The organism is Pseudomonas sp. SDO5522_S412 (genome assembly GCF_054071215.1).
In genome coordinates this window covers 14283-35794 of the sequence record NZ_JBSVWQ010000049.1, presented here as the reverse complement: position 1 = coordinate 35794, position 21512 = coordinate 14283, and the positions used below count along the sequence as shown (strand labels likewise).

The 21512-nt window shown below is 62.0% G+C and carries 19 protein-coding genes and 1 riboswitch; of the genes, 6 read left to right on the top strand and 13 right to left on the bottom strand.

The window, feature by feature from the left end; genetic code table 11:
• Positions 1-140: 140 nt before the first annotated feature.
• From ACW9I6_RS13400 to ACW9I6_RS13360, 9 genes are all read right to left on the bottom strand, one after another.
• Entirely contained in the window at positions 141-848 is a 708-nt protein-coding gene (locus tag ACW9I6_RS13400) for a PqiC family protein (RefSeq protein ID WP_003217538.1), read from the bottom strand.
• A gap of 177 nt (positions 849-1025) precedes the next feature.
• A complete protein-coding gene (gene parC / locus ACW9I6_RS13395; RefSeq protein WP_003217539.1) occupies positions 1026-3290 on the bottom strand; it encodes a DNA topoisomerase IV subunit A in 2265 nt (754 codons plus the stop codon).
• Between the two features lie 10 nt (positions 3291-3300).
• Positions 3301-3822, bottom strand: coding sequence for a retropepsin-like aspartic protease family protein (locus tag ACW9I6_RS13390; RefSeq protein ID WP_087692486.1), 522 nt, complete (start codon positions 3820-3822; stop codon positions 3301-3303).
• Positions 3819-4814, bottom strand: a complete 996-nt coding sequence (locus tag ACW9I6_RS13385; protein WP_087692487.1) for an esterase-like activity of phytase family protein — start codon at positions 4812-4814, stop codon at positions 3819-3821. Before ACW9I6_RS13385 ends, ACW9I6_RS13390 begins: the two co-directional genes overlap by 4 nt.
• Positions 4814-6718 carry a DNA topoisomerase IV subunit B gene (parE, locus tag ACW9I6_RS13380; RefSeq protein WP_003209518.1) on the bottom strand — a complete coding sequence of 635 codons (1905 nt, stop codon included), beginning with the start codon at positions 6716-6718 and terminating at the stop codon, positions 4814-4816. The genes ACW9I6_RS13385 and parE overlap by 1 nt, the downstream gene beginning before the upstream one ends.
• Before the next feature lie 44 nt (positions 6719-6762).
• On the bottom strand, positions 6763-7371 hold the full coding sequence (locus tag ACW9I6_RS13375; protein ID WP_003209516.1) for a YqiA/YcfP family alpha/beta fold hydrolase: 609 nt from the start codon (positions 7369-7371) through the stop codon (positions 6763-6765).
• A 49-nt stretch (positions 7372-7420) separates the two neighbouring features.
• Complete coding sequence (gene cpdA, locus ACW9I6_RS13370; protein ID WP_008439120.1) at positions 7421-8236, bottom strand: 3',5'-cyclic-AMP phosphodiesterase; 816 nt, start codon at positions 8234-8236, stop codon at positions 7421-7423.
• A 99-nt stretch (positions 8237-8335) separates the two neighbouring features.
• Positions 8336-8785: a DUF1249 domain-containing protein gene (locus tag ACW9I6_RS13365; RefSeq protein ID WP_003209507.1), complete on the bottom strand. Its 450-nt coding sequence runs from the start codon at positions 8783-8785 to the stop codon at positions 8336-8338.
• Positions 8776-9393: an NUDIX domain-containing protein gene (locus tag ACW9I6_RS13360; RefSeq protein WP_003209505.1), complete on the bottom strand. Its 618-nt coding sequence runs from the start codon at positions 9391-9393 to the stop codon at positions 8776-8778. Before ACW9I6_RS13360 ends, ACW9I6_RS13365 begins: the two co-directional genes overlap by 10 nt.
• Positions 9394-9604: 211 nt before the next feature.
• On the opposite strand from ACW9I6_RS13360, the gene ACW9I6_RS13355 reads away from it, so the two are divergent.
• Complete coding sequence (locus tag ACW9I6_RS13355; protein WP_003209503.1) at positions 9605-10351, top strand: RsiV family protein; 747 nt, start codon at positions 9605-9607, stop codon at positions 10349-10351.
• On the opposite strand, the gene cytX is transcribed toward ACW9I6_RS13355, so the two are convergent.
• Both cytX and thiC read right to left on the bottom strand, forming a co-directional pair.
• Entirely contained in the window at positions 10320-11609 is a 1290-nt protein-coding gene (gene cytX / locus ACW9I6_RS13350) for a putative hydroxymethylpyrimidine transporter CytX (RefSeq protein ID WP_177008312.1), read from the bottom strand. The two genes, ACW9I6_RS13355 and cytX, sit on opposite strands and share 32 nt — an antisense overlap.
• Positions 11610-11798: 189 nt before the next feature.
• Entirely contained in the window at positions 11799-13703 is a 1905-nt protein-coding gene (gene thiC, locus ACW9I6_RS13345; RefSeq protein WP_309254420.1) for a phosphomethylpyrimidine synthase ThiC, read from the bottom strand.
• Between the two features lie 145 nt (positions 13704-13848).
• A riboswitch (TPP riboswitch) is annotated at positions 13849-13954 on the bottom strand.
• A 196-nt stretch (positions 13955-14150) separates the two neighbouring features.
• Between thiC and ACW9I6_RS13340 the strand changes: the two genes are divergently transcribed.
• Positions 14151-15590, top strand: a complete 1440-nt coding sequence (locus ACW9I6_RS13340; RefSeq protein WP_102604279.1) for a TolC family outer membrane protein — start codon at positions 14151-14153, stop codon at positions 15588-15590.
• 118 nt (positions 15591-15708) lie between these two features.
• Here ACW9I6_RS13340 and waaA read toward each other — a convergent pair whose 3' ends face one another.
• Positions 15709-16986, bottom strand: a complete 1278-nt coding sequence (gene waaA, locus ACW9I6_RS13335) for a lipid IV(A) 3-deoxy-D-manno-octulosonic acid transferase (RefSeq protein ID WP_457339419.1) — start codon at positions 16984-16986, stop codon at positions 15709-15711.
• 23 nt (positions 16987-17009) lie between these two features.
• On the bottom strand, positions 17010-17900 hold the full coding sequence (locus tag ACW9I6_RS13330; protein WP_008439125.1) for a LysR family transcriptional regulator: 891 nt from the start codon (positions 17898-17900) through the stop codon (positions 17010-17012).
• A 102-nt stretch (positions 17901-18002) separates the two neighbouring features.
• On the opposite strand from ACW9I6_RS13330, the gene ACW9I6_RS13325 reads away from it, so the two are divergent.
• From ACW9I6_RS13325 to ACW9I6_RS13310, 4 genes are all read left to right on the top strand, one after another.
• Positions 18003-18338, top strand: coding sequence for a DMT family transporter (locus ACW9I6_RS13325; protein ID WP_003209492.1), 336 nt, complete (start codon positions 18003-18005; stop codon positions 18336-18338).
• 153 nt (positions 18339-18491) lie between these two features.
• Positions 18492-19667 (top strand): NAD(P)/FAD-dependent oxidoreductase, encoded by a 1176-nt coding sequence (locus ACW9I6_RS13320; RefSeq protein ID WP_457339418.1) that lies wholly within the window; start codon positions 18492-18494, stop codon positions 19665-19667.
• Complete coding sequence (locus ACW9I6_RS13315; RefSeq protein WP_003209490.1) at positions 19664-20476, top strand: aldo/keto reductase; 813 nt, start codon at positions 19664-19666, stop codon at positions 20474-20476. Before ACW9I6_RS13320 ends, ACW9I6_RS13315 begins: the two co-directional genes overlap by 4 nt.
• Positions 20477-20517: 41 nt before the next feature.
• Entirely contained in the window at positions 20518-21486 is a 969-nt protein-coding gene (locus ACW9I6_RS13310; protein WP_008439131.1) for a hypothetical protein, read from the top strand.
• The last annotated feature ends 26 nt before the right edge of the window (positions 21487-21512 follow it).

Genomic DNA, 21512 nt, shown 5'->3' with positions numbered 1-21512 from the left:
CTGTCAGTCAGCCTAAGTATCGACTGATCCGCCGCCTTCGCGAGCAAGCCCGCTCCCACATTAGATCTGCGTACCGCTCAAATCCCGCACAAACAAAAGGCCCGCTCATCAGCGGGCCTTTTTGTTGGTCTGTATTCAGGTCAGAACCTGAACACTTCCATATCGGTGCGAATCGGCACGGCCATCGGCATCTTCGGCTTCTCCGGTGCCGCAGCCTTGGGCTGCGCCGGGGCTTGTTTGCGTGGCGCTTCTGCCACCGCTGGCTGATTGGCCAATGGCTTGAGGGCCACCGACAGCTGGTCAGCCAAACGTTGCAGCAACACACCCTGGGCCTGGACCTGGGACGCGGTGCTGCCGCTGTGCTCTTCCTGCAAGTGCACGATGCGGTTATCCCGCACCTGGCCACGACGGTCGATCAGGCGCCATTGCGCGTCGAGGATAGCGGGCTGCGAAACACCCGAGTCCAGTCGCGTAATGGTCAGCAGCACCTGTACGTCCGGGGCAAAACCCAACGGCGCCGGCGCCAATACCACACGCTGGCTGTCCAGGTGGCCAGCCACCTGGCGCAACATCAACTGATTGATGTCGGACGAAAGGCTACCGGCCCAGCGGCCATCGGTGGAACCTTGCAGGCTGCCGTCGTTCTGACGTTGCAGCAGGGTTTCACGTTGCAGATAGTCGGCCACTACAACAGGGCCAAGCAATACAGCCATGCCGGCACTTTGTGCAGGCTGAGCCGGACTTCCACTGTCCAGCTGATACAGCGACACCGGTTGGTGTGTGCTGCAACCCGCCAGGCCCAAAAGGCCAGCGAGCAACAAAAATAAAGGAAGGCGCGGAGCAGTCATCATCCCATCCAGGTGGCTGCCACAAGGCGAACCACAATGTAATACTCAAAAATAACCTGTACGCGCTCAGCCACGCCGGCGCTGGAAAGGCCATATCATCCGTGAATATGCGCCATGACTCCAGCGCGAAAGCGTCGATCTACGGGTTAAATCGTAGATCGGGCGCTCTATATCGCCTTAAACGGGCGTTTCCACCAGTAAAGCGTCCACTCGCTGGAAGCCGCGCGGCAGTTTATTGCCACGACGACCCCGCTCACCCTTGTAGTGCTCGAGGTCGTCAGGGCGCAGTGACAACGTGCGCTTGCCGGCCTGCAACACCAGGGTCGAGCCTTCCGGGATCACGGCGATGTCGGTCACGTACTCTTCGCGACTGGCCACCCGCTCCCCGGGAATACCAATGATCTTGTTGCCCTTGCCTTTGCCCAACTGCGGCAAATCGCTGATCTTGAACACCAGCAGGCGCCCTTCGGTCGTCACCGACGCCAGCCAGTTGCCTTCACGGTCTTCCACCGGACGCGGCAGGATCACCTTGGCGTTGTTCGGCAGGCTCAACAACGCCTTGCCCGCCTTGTTCTTGGCCTGCAGGTCTTCACCCTTGACCACGAACCCATAGCCCGCATCGGAAGCGATGACGTACAACGAGTCATCGTCCGGCAGCAGCACGCACTCAAAATTCGCACCCGGTGGCGGTGTCAGGCGTCCGGTCAATGGCTCGCCCTGCCCCCGCGCCGATGGCAAGGTGTGCGCCGGCACCGAGTAACTGCGACCGGTGGAGTCGATAAACACCGCAAACTGGTTGGAACGCCCCGCCGCCGCGGTTTTGAAACCGTCGCCAGCCTTGTAAGACAGGCCGGTGGCGTCAATATCATGCCCTTTGGCTGAGCGAACCCAACCCTTTTCCGACAGAACGACGGTAATTTTCTCGTTGGGCAGCAGCTCGGTTTCGGTCAGGGCCTTGGCTTCGGCGCGCTCGACAATCGGCGAGCGGCGGTCGTCGCCATAGGTTTCGGCGTCCTTGATCAGCTCGGTGCGCACCAGCTTCTTCAGCTTGGCCTCGCTGCCCAGCAGGGCCTGGAGCTTGGCTTGTTCCTTGAGCAGCGCGTCCTGTTCGTCCCGCAGCTTCATCTCTTCCAGTCGCGCCAACTGACGCAGACGGGTGTCGAGGATGTAGTCGGCCTGGATTTCGCTGAGTTCGAAGCGCGCGATCAGCTCGGCCTTCGGGTGCTCGGCGGTACGGATGATATGGATCACTTCATCCAGGTTGAGGTAAGCGATCAGCAAGCCGTCCAACAGGTGCAGGCGGCGTTCGACCTTGTCCAGGCGGAATTGCAGGCGGCGACGCACGGTCTGCACCCGGAATTCCAGCCATTCCACCAGCAAAGCCCGCAGGTTCTTCAACTGCGGCTTGCCGTCCAGGCCAATGATGTTGATGTTGACCCGATAGCTGGACTCCAGCTCGGTGCTGGCGAACAGATGCTGCATCAGCACTTCATGGTCGACCCGGCTGTTGGTCGGGATGATCACGATGCGGCACGGGTTTTCGTGGTCGGACTCGTCACGCAGGTCGGCGACTTGCGGCAGCTTCGACGGCTTGGCCTGCATCAGCGCGGCAATCTGCTCCAGCACCTTGGCCCCGGATACCTGATGCGGCAGCGCGGTGACGATGATGTCGCCGTCTTCGATGTGGTACACGGCGCGCATGCGCACCGAGCCTTTACCGGTCTGGTAGATTTTCAGCAGGTCGGCGCGAGGCGTGATGATTTCTGCTTCGGTCGGGTAATCCGGGCCCTGGATATGCTCGCAGAGCTGTTCGACCGTAGCCTTCGGCTCATCCAGCAGGCGCACGCAGGCGCTGGCCACTTCCCGCAGGTTGTGGGGCGGTACGTCAGTGGCCATGCCCACGGCGATACCCGTGGTGCCATTGAGCAGGATATTCGGCAAACGTGCCGGCAACACCAGCGGCTCGTCGAGGGTGCCGTCAAAGTTCGGGCCCCAGTTGGCCGTGCCCTGGCCCAGTTCGCTGAGCAGCACTTCCGAATACCGCGACAGACGCGCTTCGGTGTAACGCATGGCGGCGAAGGACTTCGGATCATCCGGCGCACCCCAGTTACCCTGGCCGTCCACCAGCGTGTAGCGGTAGCTGAACGGCTGGGCCATCAGCACCATGGCTTCGTAGCACGCCGAGTCGCCGTGAGGGTGGAATTTACCGAGCACGTCACCGACGGTACGCGCCGACTTCTTGTGCTTGGAGTCAGCGTCCAGGCCCAACTCACTCATCGCATAGATAATGCGCCGCTGTACGGGCTTCAGGCCGTCGCCGATATGCGGCAAGGCACGGTCCATGATCACGTACATGGAGTAGTTGAGGTAGGCATTTTCGGTGAAGTCAGCCAGCGACCGGCGTTCAACGCCATCTAAGCTGTCTGCAAGGATGTCACTCATGCGGGCCTCATCATTGTTTGGTCTGGCGCAGCAGCAAAGTGCCGCTGCGCTGGGTAAATTCAAGTTGTTTCAATGCACTCATGCCCAGCAATACCTGTTCATCGCCCAAACCCGGTACCACGATGGCGCGCACGTCCCGAAGGACGATATCGCCCAGTTGCAGGCGGCCCAACTCGGTCCGAAAGCCCTGGGTTCGCCCGTTGGCCGTACTCACGCCAACCGGCATGCCGCGTTCAAGCCCGAGACGGTCGGCCAATTCAGCCGGAACCGCCACGTCGGTGGCCCCGGTGTCGAGCATGAACTGCACCGGCTTGCCGTTGATCTGGCCAGTGGCGACAAAATGCCCTTGGCCGTTGCCCAGCAGTTTTACTTCGATATAACCCTCGTGCTGCTCCGAGGTCACCACGGCATTGGGGTTTTCCTGTCGTGCTTCCCACTGCCCAAAAAATCGTGTCGCCAAAAACAGGCCGGCGCCCCACGCGACGAACATCAACACACGCCCGGCGCGCTTGCCGGGTGTTTGCGCACTCATGGCTTGGCGCTCCAGCCACCCGCAGGGGCGGCGAAACGATAGACCACCGGCCGCTTTTCGCCATCGGCGCGGGCGCCGAAGTTGTTGTCCAGGCCGATCCACGCGCCATCGGCCTCCACCACCAACGCTTCGGCCAGGCCGTAGGGCTGGTTGTATTGGCGTTGCGGCGCCAGCATTTCATCGGCGTAGGACCAGCATTGTTCGGCCTTCGCCGTCACGGGATCACGACGGCACAACTGAAACTGGCTGCTTTCGAGGGTGAACAGCTTGCCCTCGAACAGCGCGACGTCAGAGAAATTGCGCGAAACCGCCTTGGCCTTGGGCATCTGTGCCGGCTGCATCTCGGTGCCCGCCTCGCTCAACAACACACAAGGACCGTCGCAATCCCAGAGCGATTGCGGACGCTTGATCGAAATCAACCCGCGCCGCTCGCGTTCAGCCGCCAGCCAGATTTGATTGCCCTCAGGGTTCACCGCCAGGCCTTCAAACAACGCATTGAAGTGCAGCAGCATGCCACTGGCCCGAGCCTCACGCACCATGCCCGGGGCGATCTTCAACCACTCCGGCGCACCGCTCACCGGCACTTGCAGCACCGCCGCATGGGCTTCGCTGACGATGTAACGGTTGCCCGCCGCATCGCAGCTGATGCCTTCAAAATCCAGGTCACCACCGCGAATCAACGACGCCGCCTTGGTGCGCGAGCGCAAGCCAAAGGGCAAGCCGGACTCCGGCACCGGCGGCACGTCGATCTTCACCGTTTCGGCCTGCCAGGTATCGGCACTGATATCGAGACGGTAGATCTGATCGTCGTCGCGGTCGGACACCGTCCACAACTCCTTGCCGCACATGGCCAGGCCCGACAGGTTACCGCCGCGCATGCCTTCCACCGGGTGTTCCGACAACAGCTTCAGCTCAGCCGCAGGCGCTGCGACCACCGAGGTGGCCGCCAACCCGCTCAACAACAGTATCGCCAGGGCGAAACCGCTGCGCATCAGCCCAGAACCTCGGCCAGGTTGCCCTTGGACTCCAGCCAGTTCTTGCGATCCGGCGCGCGTTTCTTCGCCAGCAACATGTCCATCATTTCCGAGGTGGCGGCGAAATCTTCCAGGGTCAACTGCACCAGGCGCCGGGTGTTCGGGTCCATGGTGGTTTCCCGCAGCTGCGGCGGGTTCATCTCACCCAGGCCCTTGAATCGGGTGACCTGCGGCTTGCCGCGTTTCTTCTCGGCCACCAGGCGATCGAGGATGCCATCGCGCTCGGCTTCGTCCAGGGCGTAGAAAATCTCCTTGCCCAAGTCGATGCGGTACAAAGGCGGCATGGCGACATAGACGTGACCGGCATCCACCAACGGGCGGAAATGCTGGACGAACAGTGCACAGAGCAAGGTCGCAATGTGCAAGCCGTCGGAGTCGGCGTCGGCGAGGATGCAGATCTTGCCGTAGCGCAGCTGACTCATGTCCGCCGCGCCCGGGTCGACACCGATGGCCACGGCAATGTTGTGCACTTCCTGGCTGGCCAGTACTTCGCTGCCGTCGACTTCCCAGGTGTTGAGAATCTTGCCCCGCAGCGGCAGGATCGCCTGGAACTCCTTGTCCCGCGCTTGCTTGGCGGAACCGCCGGCAGAATCACCTTCCACCAGGAACAGCTCGGAGCGCATCGGGTCTTGCCCGGCGCAGTCCGCCAGCTTGCCAGGCAGTGCCGGGCCCTGGGTAATGCGCTTGCGTTCGACTTTCTTGCTGGCCTTCAGGCGACGGCCGGCGTTGTTGATCGCCAGCTCCGCCAGGGCCAGGCCCAATTCAGGGTGTTCGTTGAGCCACAGGCTGAAAGCGTCCTTGACCACCCCGGAGACGAACGCCGCTGCCTCACGGGACGACAGGCGCTCCTTGGTCTGGCCGGAGAATTGCGGCTCCTGCATTTTCATCGACAGGACGAACGCGATCCGCTCCCAGACGTCTTCCGGCGCCAGCTTCACGCCGCGCGGCAGCAGGCTTCGGTATTCGCAGAATTCGCGCATGGCATCCAGCAAGCCCTGGCGCAAACCGTTGACGTGGGTACCGCCCTGGGCTGTCGGGATCAGGTTGACGTAGCTTTCCTGGACGCTGTCGCCACCTTCCGGCAGCCACAACAAGGCCCAGTCCACGGCTTCTTTATTACCCGCCAGGCTGCCGCAGAACGGCTCGTTCGGCAGGCGCTCGAATTCGCTGACAGAGTCTTCCAGGTAGGAACGCAGGCCGTCTTCGTAATGCCACTCGACCTTTTCGCCGGTGCCTTTGTCTTCAAAGCTGACCAGCAGGCCCGGGCACAGCACAGCCTTGGCCTTGAGCACATGCTTGAGGCGGCTGATGGAGAATTTGGGTGAATCGAAGTATTTCGGGTCCGGCGCGAAGTACACGCTGGTGCCGGTGTTGCGCTTGCCAACGGTGCCGATCACTTCCAGGTCGGTGGCCTTGTAGCCATCGGCGAAAGTCATCTGATACTCGTTGCCGTCCCGCTTGACCTTGACCCGTACGTGGTTCGACAAGGCGTTGACCACGGAAATACCCACACCGTGCAAGCCACCGGAGAACTGGTAGTTCTTGTTGGAGAACTTGCCGCCGGCGTGCAGCTTGGTGAGGATCAGCTCGACGCCCGACACACCCTCTTCCGGGTGAATGTCCACCGGCATGCCACGACCGTCGTCGGACACTTCCAGGGAATGGTCGGCGTGAAGGATGACTTGTACCGACTTGGCGTGCCCGGCCAAGGCTTCGTCGACGCTGTTGTCGATGACTTCCTGGGCAAGGTGGTTCGGCCGACTGGTGTCGGTGTACATGCCGGGGCGTTTGCGCACCGGGTCGAGGCCCGAGAGGACTTCGATGGCGTCGGCGTTATAAGAGCTAGCGCTGGGAGTGGCCATGGGGTCTCGTCGTGAGTCGTTCGATTAAAAAGTAACCTGCGGTTTCACAATGCGGTGAAATCGAAGGATTGGTACTGATCGGAGCCTATGCCGGCAAAACTCAACAGCGCCGGTAACTGTTGGGCGAAGCCCTGGTAACCGTGATCGCCACCGGCCTGGATGCGCAAGGCACAGGCCCGGTAATACTGCTGGGCGAGGCGATAATCCAGTGTTTCATCGCCGGTCTGCAACCACACCTGATAACGCTGGGCGTCCTGGGGCGCCGGCACTTCCAGCTCGGCCAGGGCCGCGACGTGGTCGTGGGTCAGCTCCCAGGTCTCATCGGTGTAGAGGTTCTTCTGGGTGCCCAGGTAACCGTCGAACATCCGATGAGGGCTGACTGCCGGGTTGACCAGCAAGGCGTTGAGGCCATGGCGTTCGGCAAGATGGGTTGCATAGTAGCCGCCGAGTGAGCTGCCTACCAGCAGTGGCCTTCCGAGGTCACGGATAGCCGCCTCCAACTGGGGGATCGCCTGGCGGGGGTGGTGATGCAGGGCCGGCACGCGCAGTTGGTCGGCCAGACCGAGGCTGTCCATCACGGTGATCAACTGGCTGGCCTTGTTGGAGGCTGGTGCGCTGTTGAAACCGTGGATATACAAGATCGATGCGGACATTCCGGGTCCTCTGTGGGTCTGCCAAAGAGGCGCAGTTTACAGGGAAATCTCAGTAGCCGTTGCTACCGTAATCCACCTGAAACGCGAAGCCCTGCACCCGCTCCACACCGGTTTCCAACCGCCCGTCGGCATGCAGGCGCAGCCAGCGATACCCGGGCGCCTGCTCACTCACGCTGAAATCCTCACTCCCGGGAGCGAACTGAATACAGGTAGAAGGCGAAGCCAACAAACGCACCCCATTGCGCTCCCGGTCAATTTCCTGATGCACATGCCCCCAAAGCACCGCCCGCACCTGCGGAAACCGATCCAGCACCGCAAACAACGCCTCAGGATTGCGCAAACCGATGGGCTCCATCCAAGCGCACCCAATCGACACCGGATGATGGTGAAAACACACCAGATGATGCCGAGTCGGCGCCTCACTCAACGATTGCGCCAACAGTTGCAGTTGCTGGTCCTGCAAATACCCCGGCACCGAGCCGGGCACCGCCGAGTCCAGCAGGGTAATCCGCCAGTTACCCACATCCACCACCGGTTCCAGCAACGCACTGTTGATCGCCGCTTGCAGCATCACCTGCGGCTCATCGTGATTCCCCGGGATCCAGCGCGCCGGCGCCTGAATCTGCCGCGTCATGTCACGAAACGCCTGATACGACTCCAGCGTACCGTCCTGGGACAAATCCCCGGTGGCCAGCACCAGATCAATCTGCGGCTGCTGCACCAACACCGTGTCGATCACCCGTTGCAGGCTCTCGCGGGTATTCATGCCCAGCAGGCCGCCGTCCGCCTCGGCAAACAGGTGACTGTCGGACAACTGCACCAGCAACGCCGAAGCGTCAGGGTTCATGGCGGATACGCTCGGCAAGGCGTTCTCCCAGGGCGTGATCACAGGAATGGACATTTGAGGCGATTATGCTGGGGCAGGACACAAAGAGGAAACCCGTGAAGCGGACGCAGTTCACATCTATCGAACGACTTCGAACTCGTGGCCCAGGGCCAGGCAGTGACTCAACCATTCACCGAGGAACACATTGAGCTGTGCTTTCTCATCGGGTTGGTGCATGAACACGTTGGGGTAAGGATAGATGCTGCGAAAGCGTCGTGCATGTTCGGCGCTGATCACTTCGGCCATGCGTGCGTCGTGGTACACCTGCACTTCCAGCTGCGGCACCGGCAGCCACGGCAGGCTGTGCTCCTGACGCACCCGCAAAGTGGTGGTGTACGGGCAGTTCACGATCACTTCCAGGGTCAGCACGCCGAGCATCTGGTCGCCGTGAGTCACGGCAATGCGCCGCGCCTCGGGGGTGTGGCGCATGTCCGGCAGCAGCCGCATCAGCCGTGCATAGTTGGCCTCGCAGGCTGCTTGCAGCCCGATCAGGTCAACCCGATATCGCTCCCGTGCCTTTACTGCCATAACCCCCTCACTTCCGCGCGATTAAGCGCAAGCCATTGCAGGGCAATAATGCTCGCTGCGTTGGAAATTTTACCGTCACGTACCGCCTGCAGGGCGTCTTCAAAGGCCCAGACGGTGACGCGGATATCTTCGGCTTCCTCTTCCAGTCCATGGACGCCACCGGCCCCGGCGCTTTCGCAACGGCCCAGGAACAAGTGGACAAATTCGGTGCTGCCACCCGGCGACGGAAAGTACTTGGTGATCGGCCAGAGTGCGGAGAAGGTAAGGCCAGCTTCCTCCTCGGCTTCGCGGTGTGCAACCTCCTCCGGTTGCTCATCCTTGTCGATCAGGCCAGCGACCATTTCGATCAGCCACGGGTTGTCGGTACGGCCCATGGCGCCGACGCGAAACTGCTCGATCAGCACCACTTCATCGCGCTGCGGGTCGTAGGGCAGTACACACACGGCGTCATGACGCACAAAGACTTCGCGATTGAGCTCACGGCTCATGCCGCCATCAAACTTCTCGTGCCGCAGTTTCAGCCGATCCAGTTTGTAGAAGCCCTTGTAGGCATTGTCGCGCTGAACAATCTCGACCTTGCTCGGCGTCGATTTCGCTGTGTCCGTCATATCAACCCTCGTTTATTGCCTTGCGGTATCGAGGCGGCCTCGACATCGCGCCATCCTAACGCGCTCGCGCCCCTTGATGCAGCCCCTTTCCGGTTGCCGGGATAGACGGCGGGCGTCAAACTCACTCTAATCAGCTTAGTGGCGAACTGACTGCCTTGTCGGGAGTCGAAGCTCCACATTTTCACCTTTCCTCGATTTATGAAGGACACACATGTCGCTTTTAAAAATCGCCTCCGTGGCCTGTATCGCCTTGACCCTGGGTGCTTGCCAGAGCCTGTTCCAGCCGAGCTACCTGAAGCCGCTGGACACCACCGCCGACGCCTCCGAGCAGATCAAACCCGGCTGCAGCAGTCCGGATTGCCCGCTGGTAAACATCGACACCGTGCACTTCCCGTCCGAGCCGCAGTTGGACCAGATCATCGAACAGCGCCTGCTGCAGATGGCCCGCACTTCACCTGGCCAGGCCATGCCCGCCACCCTGAACGCCTACCGCGACAAGTTCTTGCGTGAGTCCCCGGACCGCAACAGCATGTACTTGCAGGCCAAGGTACGTGAGCAGCATGACGGACTGGTGATCATCGAAGTGTCCAGCTACCTGGACACCGGCACCGCCCACGGCGAGCCGGGCCGCGGCTTCATCAACTATTCACGCCTGCTGCACAAAGAGCTGAGCCTGACCGACATGCTGTTGCCGGGCCAGGAAGATGCATTCTGGAAGACCGCGAAAGTCGCCCACAACAACTGGCTGATCAACTCGCAGATGGACCGTGACCCGGAGTTCGTGAAGAACTGGCCGTTCCAGAAAACCCCGAATGTGGCGCTGACCAGCAATGGCGTGGTGCTCAAGTACAACGTGACCACCATCGCGCCGTACGCATTGGGGCTGATCGAAATGACCATCCCCTATGCGCGCCTCACCGGCGTGATCAAGCCTGAGCTGGTGCCCGCACGCCACTGAAGGCCCGGCCCAGGATAAAGTGCAACAGCCCTGCCAGCACCAGCGCCGGCAGGGTCGCGCCGACATCCGGGTACAGATTCGCCAACAGGTGATAGGTGCTGATCCCTCCAAGCCACGCCAGCAGTGCCGGCCAGCGCAGGTTGGCGGCAACACCATGGCCACGACGGCGCAGGATGAAGTGATCCACCAGCACCACGCCGAACAGCGGCGCGAACACCGAGCCGATCAGCAGCAGGAAGTTCTGGTACTGCGCCAACGGTGCAAAGCAGGCGATCAGCGTGCAGATAACGCCAATGGCCAATGCCAGGTGCTCGACTTTCAAGCGCAACAGAATCCCGCTGGACACCGCCGCCGAGTGAATATCGGCGAACGCGTTTTCTGATTCATCCAACAGGATCAGCAGCAGCGGAATCCCCAGGCCGGCTCCGGCCAATGCCAGCAGCAACGCATTCACTTCACCGCTCGGCGCAAACGCCAGGGTGTAGGCCACGCCAAGGCTCATCAGCCAGAAGTTGCCGATGAAGAAACCCAGTGCCGTGCCGCCGAACACGTTTTTCGCGCGTTTGCCGAAACGTGAGTAGTCGGCAATCAGTGGCAGCCAGGACAGCGGCATGGCAATCGCGATATCGAAGCCAACGGCAAACGGCATCGAACCGTCACCAGCCTGGGCCCAGAGAGTGGCCAGGTCGGCCTTGGCAAACAGGTTCCAGGTCAGCCACAGGCAGGCGGCCAGCAGCAGCCAGATGCCCCACTTGCGCAGGATCTGCCGCACGAAGGTCAGCGGACCGCTGACGGCAAGCAAGGTCGCGAGGGCGCCGAATACCAGGGTCCAGAACAATGGGCTGGTCAGCAGGCTGCCTTCACTGAACGCGCGGGCGCCCAACAGGCTGGCGGCGTCGCGCATCACGATGATTTCGAATGAGCCCCAGCCGATCAGCTGCAGCAGGTTCAGCAGCGCCGGCAGGCTTGCACCCTTGGTGCCGAGGCTGAGTTTCAGGGCGGCCATGGATGACAGGCCGGTATCGCTGCCGATCACGCCGACGGCGGCCAGCAACAGCACGCCGACCAAAGTGCCGAGGAAAATTGCCAGTAAGGAACCGGAGAGGCCCAGGCCCGGCGCCAACAGTGCACCGGTTTGCAGGACCATCAGGCCGATGCCCAGGGAGAACCACAGGGAAAAGAGATCGCGGGCGCCGAAGACGCGTTTGTCCAAGGGGACTGCGATGTCTGGGGAATAGGTGCTGGGTTGAATGCTCAAGGGTGTTATCTCAGAGGGACACTATTATTTGAATCAGCAAAGTCCCCTGTGGCGAGGGAGCTTGCTCCCGCTGGGCGGCGAAGCCGCCCCAAAACCTGCAACCGATGAGTGTCAGTCAAGACACCGATCCAGATTCCGGGAGCGCTGCGCACTCCAGCGGGAGCAAGCTCCCTCGCCACAGGTTCTGATTCAGACCTTTTTGTACAGCTGGCTACCTTCCTGCTTGAACCGCTCCGCCTGCTCCGCCAGTCCCTTGGCCACGTCCACATCCACCGCTTCAATGCGCTGGTTGGCCGCGTACTCACGCACTTCCTGGGTGATCTTCATCGAGCAGAATTTCGGCCCGCACATCGAGCAGAAATGCGCGACCTTGGCCGAGTCCTTCGGCAAGGTTTCATCGTGGTAAGAACGCGCCGTGTCCGGGTCCAGGCCCAGGTTGAACTGGTCCTCCCAACGGAATTCAAAGCGCGCCTTGCTCAACGCGTTGTCACGAATCTGCGCCCCCGGATGCCCCTTGGCCAAGTCCGCCGCATGGGCCGCGATCTTGTAGGTGATGATCCCGGTCTTCACATCGTCCTTGTTCGGCAGGCCCAAATGCTCCTTCGGCGTGACGTAGCAGAGCATCGCGCAACCGAACCAGCCGATCATCGCCGCCCCGATGCCCGAGGTGATGTGGTCATAACCCGGGGCGATGTCGGTGGTCAGCGGACCGAGGGTGTAGAACGGCGCTTCGTCGCAGCACTCCAGCTGCTTGTCCATGTTCTCCTTGATCAACTGCATCGGCACGTGGCCCGGGCCTTCGATCATGGTTTGCACGTCGTGCTTCCAGGCAATCTTGGTCAACTCGCCGAGGGTTTCCAGCTCGCCGAATTGTGCGGCGTCGTTGGCGTCGGCAATCGAGCCCGGGCGCAGGCCGTCTCCCAGGGAGAAGCTGACGTCGTAGGCCTTCATGATTTCGCAGATTTCGTCGAAATGGGTGTAGGTGAAGTTCTCTTTGTGGTGCGCCAGGCACCACTTGGCCATGATCGAACCACCACGGGACACGATTCCGGTGACGCGCTTGGCGGTCAGCGGTACATAGCGCAGCAATACGCCGGCGTGGATGGTGAAGTAGTCGACGCCCTGCTCGGCCTGTTCGATCAGGGTGTCGCGGAACAGCTCCCAGGTCAGGTCTTCAGCGGCGCCGCCGACTTTTTCCAGGGCCTGGTAGATTGGCACGGTACCGATCGGCACCGGCGAGTTGCGGATGATCCACTCGCGGGTTTCATGGATGTGCTTGCCGGTGGACAGGTCCATCACCGTGTCCGACCCCCAGCGAATGCCCCACGTCAGTTTCGCCACTTCTTCTTCGATGGACGAACCCAGGGCGCTGTTGCCGATGTTGCCGTTGATCTTCACCAGGAAGTTACGGCCGATGATCATCGGTTCCAGTTCGGTGTGGTTGATGTTGGCCGGGATGATCGCGCGGCCACGGGCGATTTCTTCGCGGACAAATTCCGGGGTGATGATTTTCGGCACGCTGGCGCCGAAGCTGTGGCCGGCGTGTTGCTGGTCCAGCAGGCCGGCGGCGCGGGCCTCTTCCAGCTTCATGTTTTCGCGGATGGCGACGTATTCCATCTCGGCGGTGATGATGCCTTTGCGGGCGTAGTGCATCTGGGTGACGTTGGCCCCGGCCTTGGCACGGCGCGGGTTTTTCACGTGGGCAAAACGCAGCGCGGTCAGCTCGGCATCGCTCAGGCGCTGTTGGCCGAAGTGCGAGCTCAAGCCCGACAGGCGCTCAGTGTCGCCGCGGGATTCGATCCACGGCGAGCGCACATCGCCCAGGCCTTTGCGCACGTCGATGATCACGTTCGGGTCGGTGTAGGGGCCTGAGGTGTCGTAGACCACTACGGGCGCATTGATTTCGCCGCCGAAGTCGGTGGGGGTCACGTCGAGACTGACTTCACGCATCGGCACGCGGATATCCGGACGCGAGCCCTGGACGTAGATTTTTTGCGAGCGGGTAAACGGCTGCACGGAACCGGAGTCGACCTTGGCCGATTCACTCAAGTGCACGGTGTTTTTTGATTTTTGGCTTTTTAATTCGATGCTCATCACGGGCTCTCCAACTATCCAGGCGGTGGATTTTTGTCGGAGTGAACCTGTGACGGATGGACGCACTGTGACAGTGCTGTGCTTGGCGCACGGGCTGTTCGATTGTCGAACAACATCCCGGACGAAGCACAAGAGGACTCGCCGGGTGACGAGAAATCTTGTTCCCTACGCAGGCGCTAACCTGATCAGGTTCAACGGGATCCGGTATTTACCGATCTCAGCCTTCCAACAAGGCACCCCGACAAGAACGCGGCCAGTCTAGACCATGGAGCAGGCAAATTGCCAACGGCGGTGCATTCATCGTGATGAATGGCGTAATTACAGGATTGTTGTGCCGTGATAGCGCCACTACACTCGGTGACTGCCTGAGGTCTTGACGCCAGGAATGGGCCGCCTTAGCCTTGGGCTCCAAATTATCGCTGTAATATTTATTCTAGGGATCGCCTCATGCTGCGCAAACTTTCACTGGCTCTTGCCGTGTCTTGTGCGACCAACGGACTGGTCTGGGCAGCTGAAGCGCCCCTGACGACCAAAACCGACCTGGTCAGCGTCTACCAGGAAGCGGTGGACAACAACGCCGACCTGGCCGCCGCCCGCGCCCAATACGGCGCGCAGAAAGAAGTGGTGCCCCAGGCCCGCGCCGGGTTGCTGCCGAACCTGTCGGCCGGTGCCGACATCAACAATGTGCGCACCCAGCTGGACCAGCCCGCCGCCACGGTCAACCGCGACGCCCATTCCTGGCGCGCGACCTTGAGCCAGCCGCTGTTCCGCGCTGATCGCTGGTTCCAGCTGCAAGCCGCTGAAGCCGTCAACGAGCAGGCCGCGCTGCAACTCTCGGCCACCGAACAGAACCTGATCCTGCAAAGCGCCGAAAACTACTTCGCCGTGCTGCGGGCCCAGGACAACCTGGCGTCCACCAAGGCCGAAGAAGCCGCGTTCAAGCGCCAGCTGGACCAGTCCAACGAACGCTTTGACGTCGGCCTGTCGGACAAGACCGACGTGCTGCAATCCCAGGCCAGCTACGACACCGCACGGGCCAACCGCATCCTGGCCCAGCGTCAGGTGGACGACGCCTTCGAAGCGCTGATCACCCTGACCAACCGCCAGTACAACTCGATCCAGGGCATCGTCCACACGCTGCCGGTGCTGCCGCCGGCGCCGAACGACGCCAAGGCCTGGGTCGAAACCGCCGGCCGCCAGAACCTGAACCTGCTGGCCAGCAACTATGCCGTCACCGCCGCCGAAGAAACCCTCAAGCAACGCAAGGCCGGCCACGCGCCGACGCTGGATGCCGTGGCGCAATATGAAAAAGGTGACAACGACGCCCTGGGCTTCAGCAACCCGAGCGCCTTTGGCCAGCCGTATCACGGTGACGTTTCGCAACGCACCGTAGGCTTGCAGTTGAGCATCCCGCTGTACAGCGGCGGCCTGACCAGCTCGCAAGTGCGCGAATCCTATTCCCGCCTGGGCCAGACCGAGCAGCAACGCGAGGGCCTGCGTCGCCAGGTGGTGGAAAACACCCGCAACCTGCACCGCGCGGTGAACACCGATGTGGAGCAGGTACAGGCGCGCCGCCAGTCGATCATCTCCAACCAGAGCGCGGTGGAAGCCACGGAAATCGGTTACCAGGTGGGCACGCGCAATATCGTCGATGTGCTGGACGCCCAGCGCCAGCTGTACACCTCGGTGCGCAACTACAACAACAGCCGCTACGACTACATCCTCGACAACCTGCGCTTGAAGCAGGCGGCGGGCACGTTGAACCCGGGGGACTTGCAGGATCTGGCGCGGTACCTGAAGGCCGACTACAACCCGGACAAGGACTTCCTGCCGCCGGACCTGGCCAAGGCCGCCGCGGCGCAGCTGAAGGCTAACCCGGGTTATTAAAGACAACACATAACCCATGCGGGAGCTGGCTTGCCTGCGATTGCATCACCTCGGTCTGATTGATGTACCGAGGTGCCTGTATCGCCGGCAAGCCCGCTCCCACATTTGATTTGTGTTGTTAGACGTTAAGCAGTCTGCCCAATCCGTCCAGCAAACGCTTCAACGCCCCCTGATTGGCGCGCATCACCGCCAGCCCCGCCTGCCCCATCTTCTGCGCGTCCTGCGGCAGTTCGAACAAACGCTGCACCGCCACCGCCAAACCCTCGGCATCGTCCACTTCCTGCAACGCGCCGGCGTCGCGCATCATTGCGCTGATTTCCAGGAAGTTGAACACGTGGGGCCCGCAGATCACCGGCTTGGCCAAGGCCGCGGGCTCCAACGGGTTATGCCCGCCCGTGGCAACCAGGCTACCGCCGACAAAAGCGCTGTCGGCCAGGGCATACAGAAACAGCAACTCGCCCATGGTGTCGCCCAGCAACACCGAGGTTTGCGCCGTCACAGCCTCGCCGCTGGAGCGACGCACCGTGGCGAAACCCTGCTGCTGGCACAGCTCGAACATCGGGTTGAAGCGCTCCTGATGGCGCGGCACCAGGATCAGCAACGCATTGGGATAACTGGCAAGCAACTGGCGATGGGCGGCGAGCACCACTTCGTCTTCGCCTTCGTGGGTGCTGGCGGCGATCCATACCGGGCGCTCGCTGGCGTGCCACTGTTCACGCAACGCGGCGGCGCGCGCCAGCAGTTGCGGGTCGATGGTCAGGTCGAACTTGATCGAGCCGGTGACTTCGACAGTCTCGGGCCGTGCACCCAGGCTGCGAAAACGCTCGGCCTCGGTTTCGGTCTGGACGGCGAACAGGCTCATTTCCGCCAGCATCGGCGCGGTCAGCCTGGCGAAACGCCCGTAGCCCTTGGCCGAGCGAGCCGACAGCCGCGCGTTGGCCAATGCCACGGGAATCCCGCGTTTGGCGCACTGGTGAATATGGTTGGGCCACAGTTCGGTCTCCATGATCACCGCCAGTTTCGGCTGCACGCGATCGAGAAACCGCTTGGCCGCACAAGGCAAATCGTACGGCAGGTAGCAGTGCTGGATGCGCGGCTCGTTGGCGAACAACGCCTGGATGCGCTCGGAACCAGTAGGCGTCATGCAGGTGACGGTGATCGGCAGCTGTGGATAACGCTCCAGCAGCCCGCGAATCATCGGCGCAGCGGCGATGCTTTCGCCCACCGACACCGCATGCACCCAGATCCCGCCGGGTTGCATCACCGGCAAGCCCCAGGAGAAGCGTTCACCCACGCGCTTCGCGTAAGCGGGCGCTTTGCGGGCCCGCAGCCACAGACGTAAAGCTACCAACGGCAGCGCCAGGTAAAACAGATAGCTGTAGAGAGTTCTATTCATGGCGGCGGAGTTTATCGGCTTTTTCAGTCGATCGCCTGCAAGCACTCGGCAAAACGTTCGGCGAGGAAACGCGCGGCCGGGCCGAGGGGCTCGTCGCGGCGCCAGACCAGCTCCACCACCAGTGCCGGCGGGGTCCATTCGCTGTTCAGTTCGACCATCTGGTTCTGATAGGCCGGATACTGCACCACATGCCGCGGCAACCAGGCCCAACCCAGGCCGCGCGCCAGCCATTCGGCCAGCACGTAGAAACTGTCAGCCCGCCACACTTGCGGGCTGGCGGCCTCGCTGCCGGGATACACGCTGGTCTGGGTCGCCATCAGCAATTGGCGAAACTGCGCCAGGCGCTGGCAATCCACGAACTGTTCCTTGGCCATGGGATGCCCGATACCGCACACGGTCACCATCTCCACACTGCCCAGCACGCGGCGCTCCAACGCTTCGGGAATCTGATCGTGATAGAACAGCAGGCCCAGATCCGCCTTGCGCTCCACCAGCTTGCGCGCGACATCGCCTTGGGCGGCGCTGGACAACTGCACTTCCAGGCTGGGAAATTTTCCCGCCAGCGCTTCGAGGCTATCGAGCACCGGCTGATAGAGCATGGCTTCATCCTGGGCCAGGCGCAGGCGCGCCTCTTCACCGCGCATCAATGACAAGGCACGGCCATTCAGGCGCTCGCACTGGCGCAAGACTTCCCGCGCCTCCTCGAGCAGTGCCGTGCCCGCCTCGGTCAAACGGGGCTGGCGGCCGCTGCTGCGATCAAACAGGGATACGCCCAGGTCCGCCTCCAACAGGGCAATCCCATTGCTGACCGCCGATTGCGCCCGACGCTGGTCCCGCGCCACCGCCGAAAATGAACGCTGCTCGGCGACGCTGACAAACAGGCGCATTTGCTCAAGACTCCACTGCACGCTCATGGCTCAACCCATCTTCAATTCGGATAGGTAATGACTTTACCGCATCTGACAAGTCTCTAAAATGCCGACCTTATCAAGCGACCCCGTACCGAGGATTTACCCATGAACGCCGCCTACTATTACCTGGCCATTGCCATCTGCTCGGAAGTGATCGCCACCGTTTCCATGAAAGCGATCAAGGGTTTCAGCACGCCAATCCCGTTGTTGCTGGTGATCGTCGGCTACGGCGTGGCCTTCTGGATGCTCACGCTGGTGGTGCGCACCGTGCCGGTGGGTGTCGCGTATGCAGTGTGGGCCGGGATGGGCATCGTGATGGTCAGCATCGCCGCGCTGTTTATCTACGGGCAGAAACTGGATATCCCGGCGATGCTGGGCATGGGCCTGATTGTGCTGGGCGTGGTGGTGATTCAGTTGTTCTCGAAAACGGCCGGGCACTGAGCGTCCACGTGAGATTCAATTGAGGCTGAAACTCGCAGCCTCGTTCCACTCGACAGCTCCTGCGGTGCGTCTGTCATCAGGGAGCGTTGGGGCGAAGATTCACTTCATGAGCCTGTATACTGCGCAGCCTGTCTTGAACACTGAGGTCGCTGCATGCCATCCGTTATTTCCACCGACGTTCTGATTGTCGGCGCCGGGGTTGCCGGCCTCTGGCTCAATGCGCGCCTGCGCCGCCAGGGCTTTTCCACGGTATTGGTGGAAAGCGCCACCCTCGGTGGCGGGCAAAGCGTGAAGTCCCAGGGGATCATCCACGGCGGCGCCAAATACGCACTGCACGGCGCCCTGACCGGTGCCTCCGAAGCCATCGCCGACATGCCCCGCCGCTGGCGCGAAGCCCTGGCGGGCAACGGTGAACTGGATCTCTCCGGTGTGCGCCTGCTGTCCGAAGCCCACTATTTGTGGTCGCCGGGCACCATCGCCGGCAACCTCACCAGTTTCTTCGCGAGCAAGGCCGTGCGTGGCCGCGTGGATCAAGTGAAGGGCGATGACCTGCCACCGGCCCTGCAAGATCGCCGCTTCAAGGGCAAGGTCTATCGCCTGGCCGAACTGGTGATCGACGTCCCAAGCCTTATCGAACGCCTGGCGCAACTGGCCGGCGACGGTTTGCTCGCGGGTAAACAGATCGAACCCTTGCTGGAAGAAGGCACACTGGTCGGCCTGAAGGTCGATGGCCGTGAGATCCGCGCCCAGCGTATCGTCATCAGCGCCGGCGGCGGCACCGCTGACCTGCTCGGCGCCCTGGGCCTGAGCCAGCCCGCCATGCAACGCCGACCTCTGCACATGATCATCGCCAAGGGCCCCGGCCTGAAGCCGCTGTACGCCCACTGCCTGGGGGGCGGCACCAAGCCGCGCATCACCGTGACCACGCATCCCGCCGCCGACGGCAATTGGGTGTGGTACCTGGGCGGCGATATCGCCGAAGCCGAAGGTGTGGCCCGTACCCCGGAGCAACAGATCGCCACCGCCCAAAAAGAGCTGGGGCAGTTGCTGCCCTGGATCGACATGAGCCAGACCCAATGGGCCACCTTGCGCGTCGACCGCGCCGAACCATTGCAGTCAGGCCTGACCCGCCCGGACAACGCGTTCCTCGCCGAACAGGATCGCCTGTTGGTGGGCTGGCCGACCAAGCTGGCATTGGCACCGGATTTCGCCGATCGAGTGATCAACGCACTGGAACGTGACGGCATCAAGCCCGGAACTACCGAAAAACTGCCCGAGCTGCCGAAACCCGCCATCGCCCAACCTGCCTGGGAGCAACTGCTGCCATGACCCTGCCGACTCTGCACGACCTCCACCGCCCACTGGGCAGCACCGGCCTGCTGGTCTCGCCGCTGGGCCTGGGCACCGTCAAGCTGGGCCGCGACCAAGGGGTGAAATACCCCAGTGGCTTCCAGATTCCCGATGACGATGCGGCGCGGATGCTGTTACGCCAGGCCCGGCAATTGGGCATCAACCTGATCGACACTGCGCCCGCCTATGGCCGCAGCGAAGAACGCCTGGGCCCGCTGTTGCGCGGCCAGCGCCAGGAATGGGTAATTGTCAGCAAGGTGGGCGAAGAATTTGCCGAAGGCGTATCCCATCACGACTTCAGCGCAGCCCACACCCGGCTTTCGGTGGAGCGCAGCCTGAAACGACTGGAAACGGATTTTATCGATCTGGTGCTGGTGCACTCCGACGGCAACGACCTGCATATCCTCAATGATTGCGAGGTTTACCAGACCCTGGAAGACCTCAAGCGCGAGGGCAAGATCCGTGGTTTCGGCTTCTCCGGCAAAACCGTCGAGGGCGGTGTAAAGGCTCTGGAACAAGGTGATTGCGCCATGGTCACCTACAATTTGAACGAACAGGCCGAGAAAGCCGTCATTGATTATGCCGCCGCACACGGCAAGGGCATCCTGGTGAAAAAGGCACTAGCCAGTGGCCATGTCTGCCTGGAGTCCGGAGTGGATCCAATTCACGCCAGTTTCATGCTGTTGTTTGCGCAAACTGGCGTTGCCAGTGCTATTGTCGGGACCATTAATCCGCTGCACCTCGCCCACAACGTGGCGACCGCTGCCAAGGTCATTCGCCAACTCTGATGCCGCCGACGCGGCCGACCCCGACGTAAGAAGGAGCCGACATGCCGCGAACGCTCATAAGAAAGAACCCCAGCAACTTCAAGACACTGCCGCTGCACGTCGAAGCAACCCCCGAAGGCTTGAGCTACCAGAGCGTCGGCATGCCGCTCAACTTCGCCCAGACCCTGCAACGGCGCAAGCCGGTGGAGGTGAAAGACACCGAGCGTTTCGTGCTGGAGCTGGCCAACCTTGGGGTCTCGGTGCGCCTGACGCTGCACTGGCAGAACCGCGATTACTGGGTGCTGGTGCGCCAGCGCCGACAAGACCGTGGCGACGTCGTGCTCAAGCTGATCTCCGGCTATGTGCCGGCCCACGAACTGAACCTGCCACTGCACACCGCCATCCAGGAAATCGCCGAGGAATGCCTGCTGGAAACCCCGGAAGGCTGGCTGGGCGGTCGTTTCAATGACACCTGGCTGCCGGCGCCCTACTCGTCGGCCCTGCACTACCGCGAAGCGTTGCCGTTCCGCCTCTCACCGCTGTCCGGGGCCGCGCGCCCGGTGCGCTGCGCCACCATGCAATTGATTGAACGACCACGCGCCTACGTGCACCTGCCCACGGCTTCGTTGCAGTTGATTTATGACTTGCGCCTGGAAGTGCCCAAGGAGGCGAAGTCCCTGAGCCTGTTTCATGTGGACGAGCGCCTGGAGGGCGACCAATTGGTGGCCCGCCTGGACCGCCAGCGCCCGGACCTGTACCTGATGCCGCTGAAGGACGGGCAGCCGTGTGCGGAGCTGTATACCTTGAAGAAGGATCAGCTGTATCCGGCGAGTACGCGAGGGTTGTATCTGGCTGAAAGCTTTGCCCAGCAGGAAGGCTGGATCGTGCGGGATGAGCGGATCCGCTGGAAGGACTGGCTGCGCCAGCAAGGGCTGAGTGCGCCGGAGAAAGAATCGAAATTGAAGCGCTTGACGGGTAAGGCGCGGCAGATCTTGCGCAAGATCGTGCCGAAGAAAAAAGCCAACCGGTAACCGGACGTCAGGTCGCGGCAGTCAAA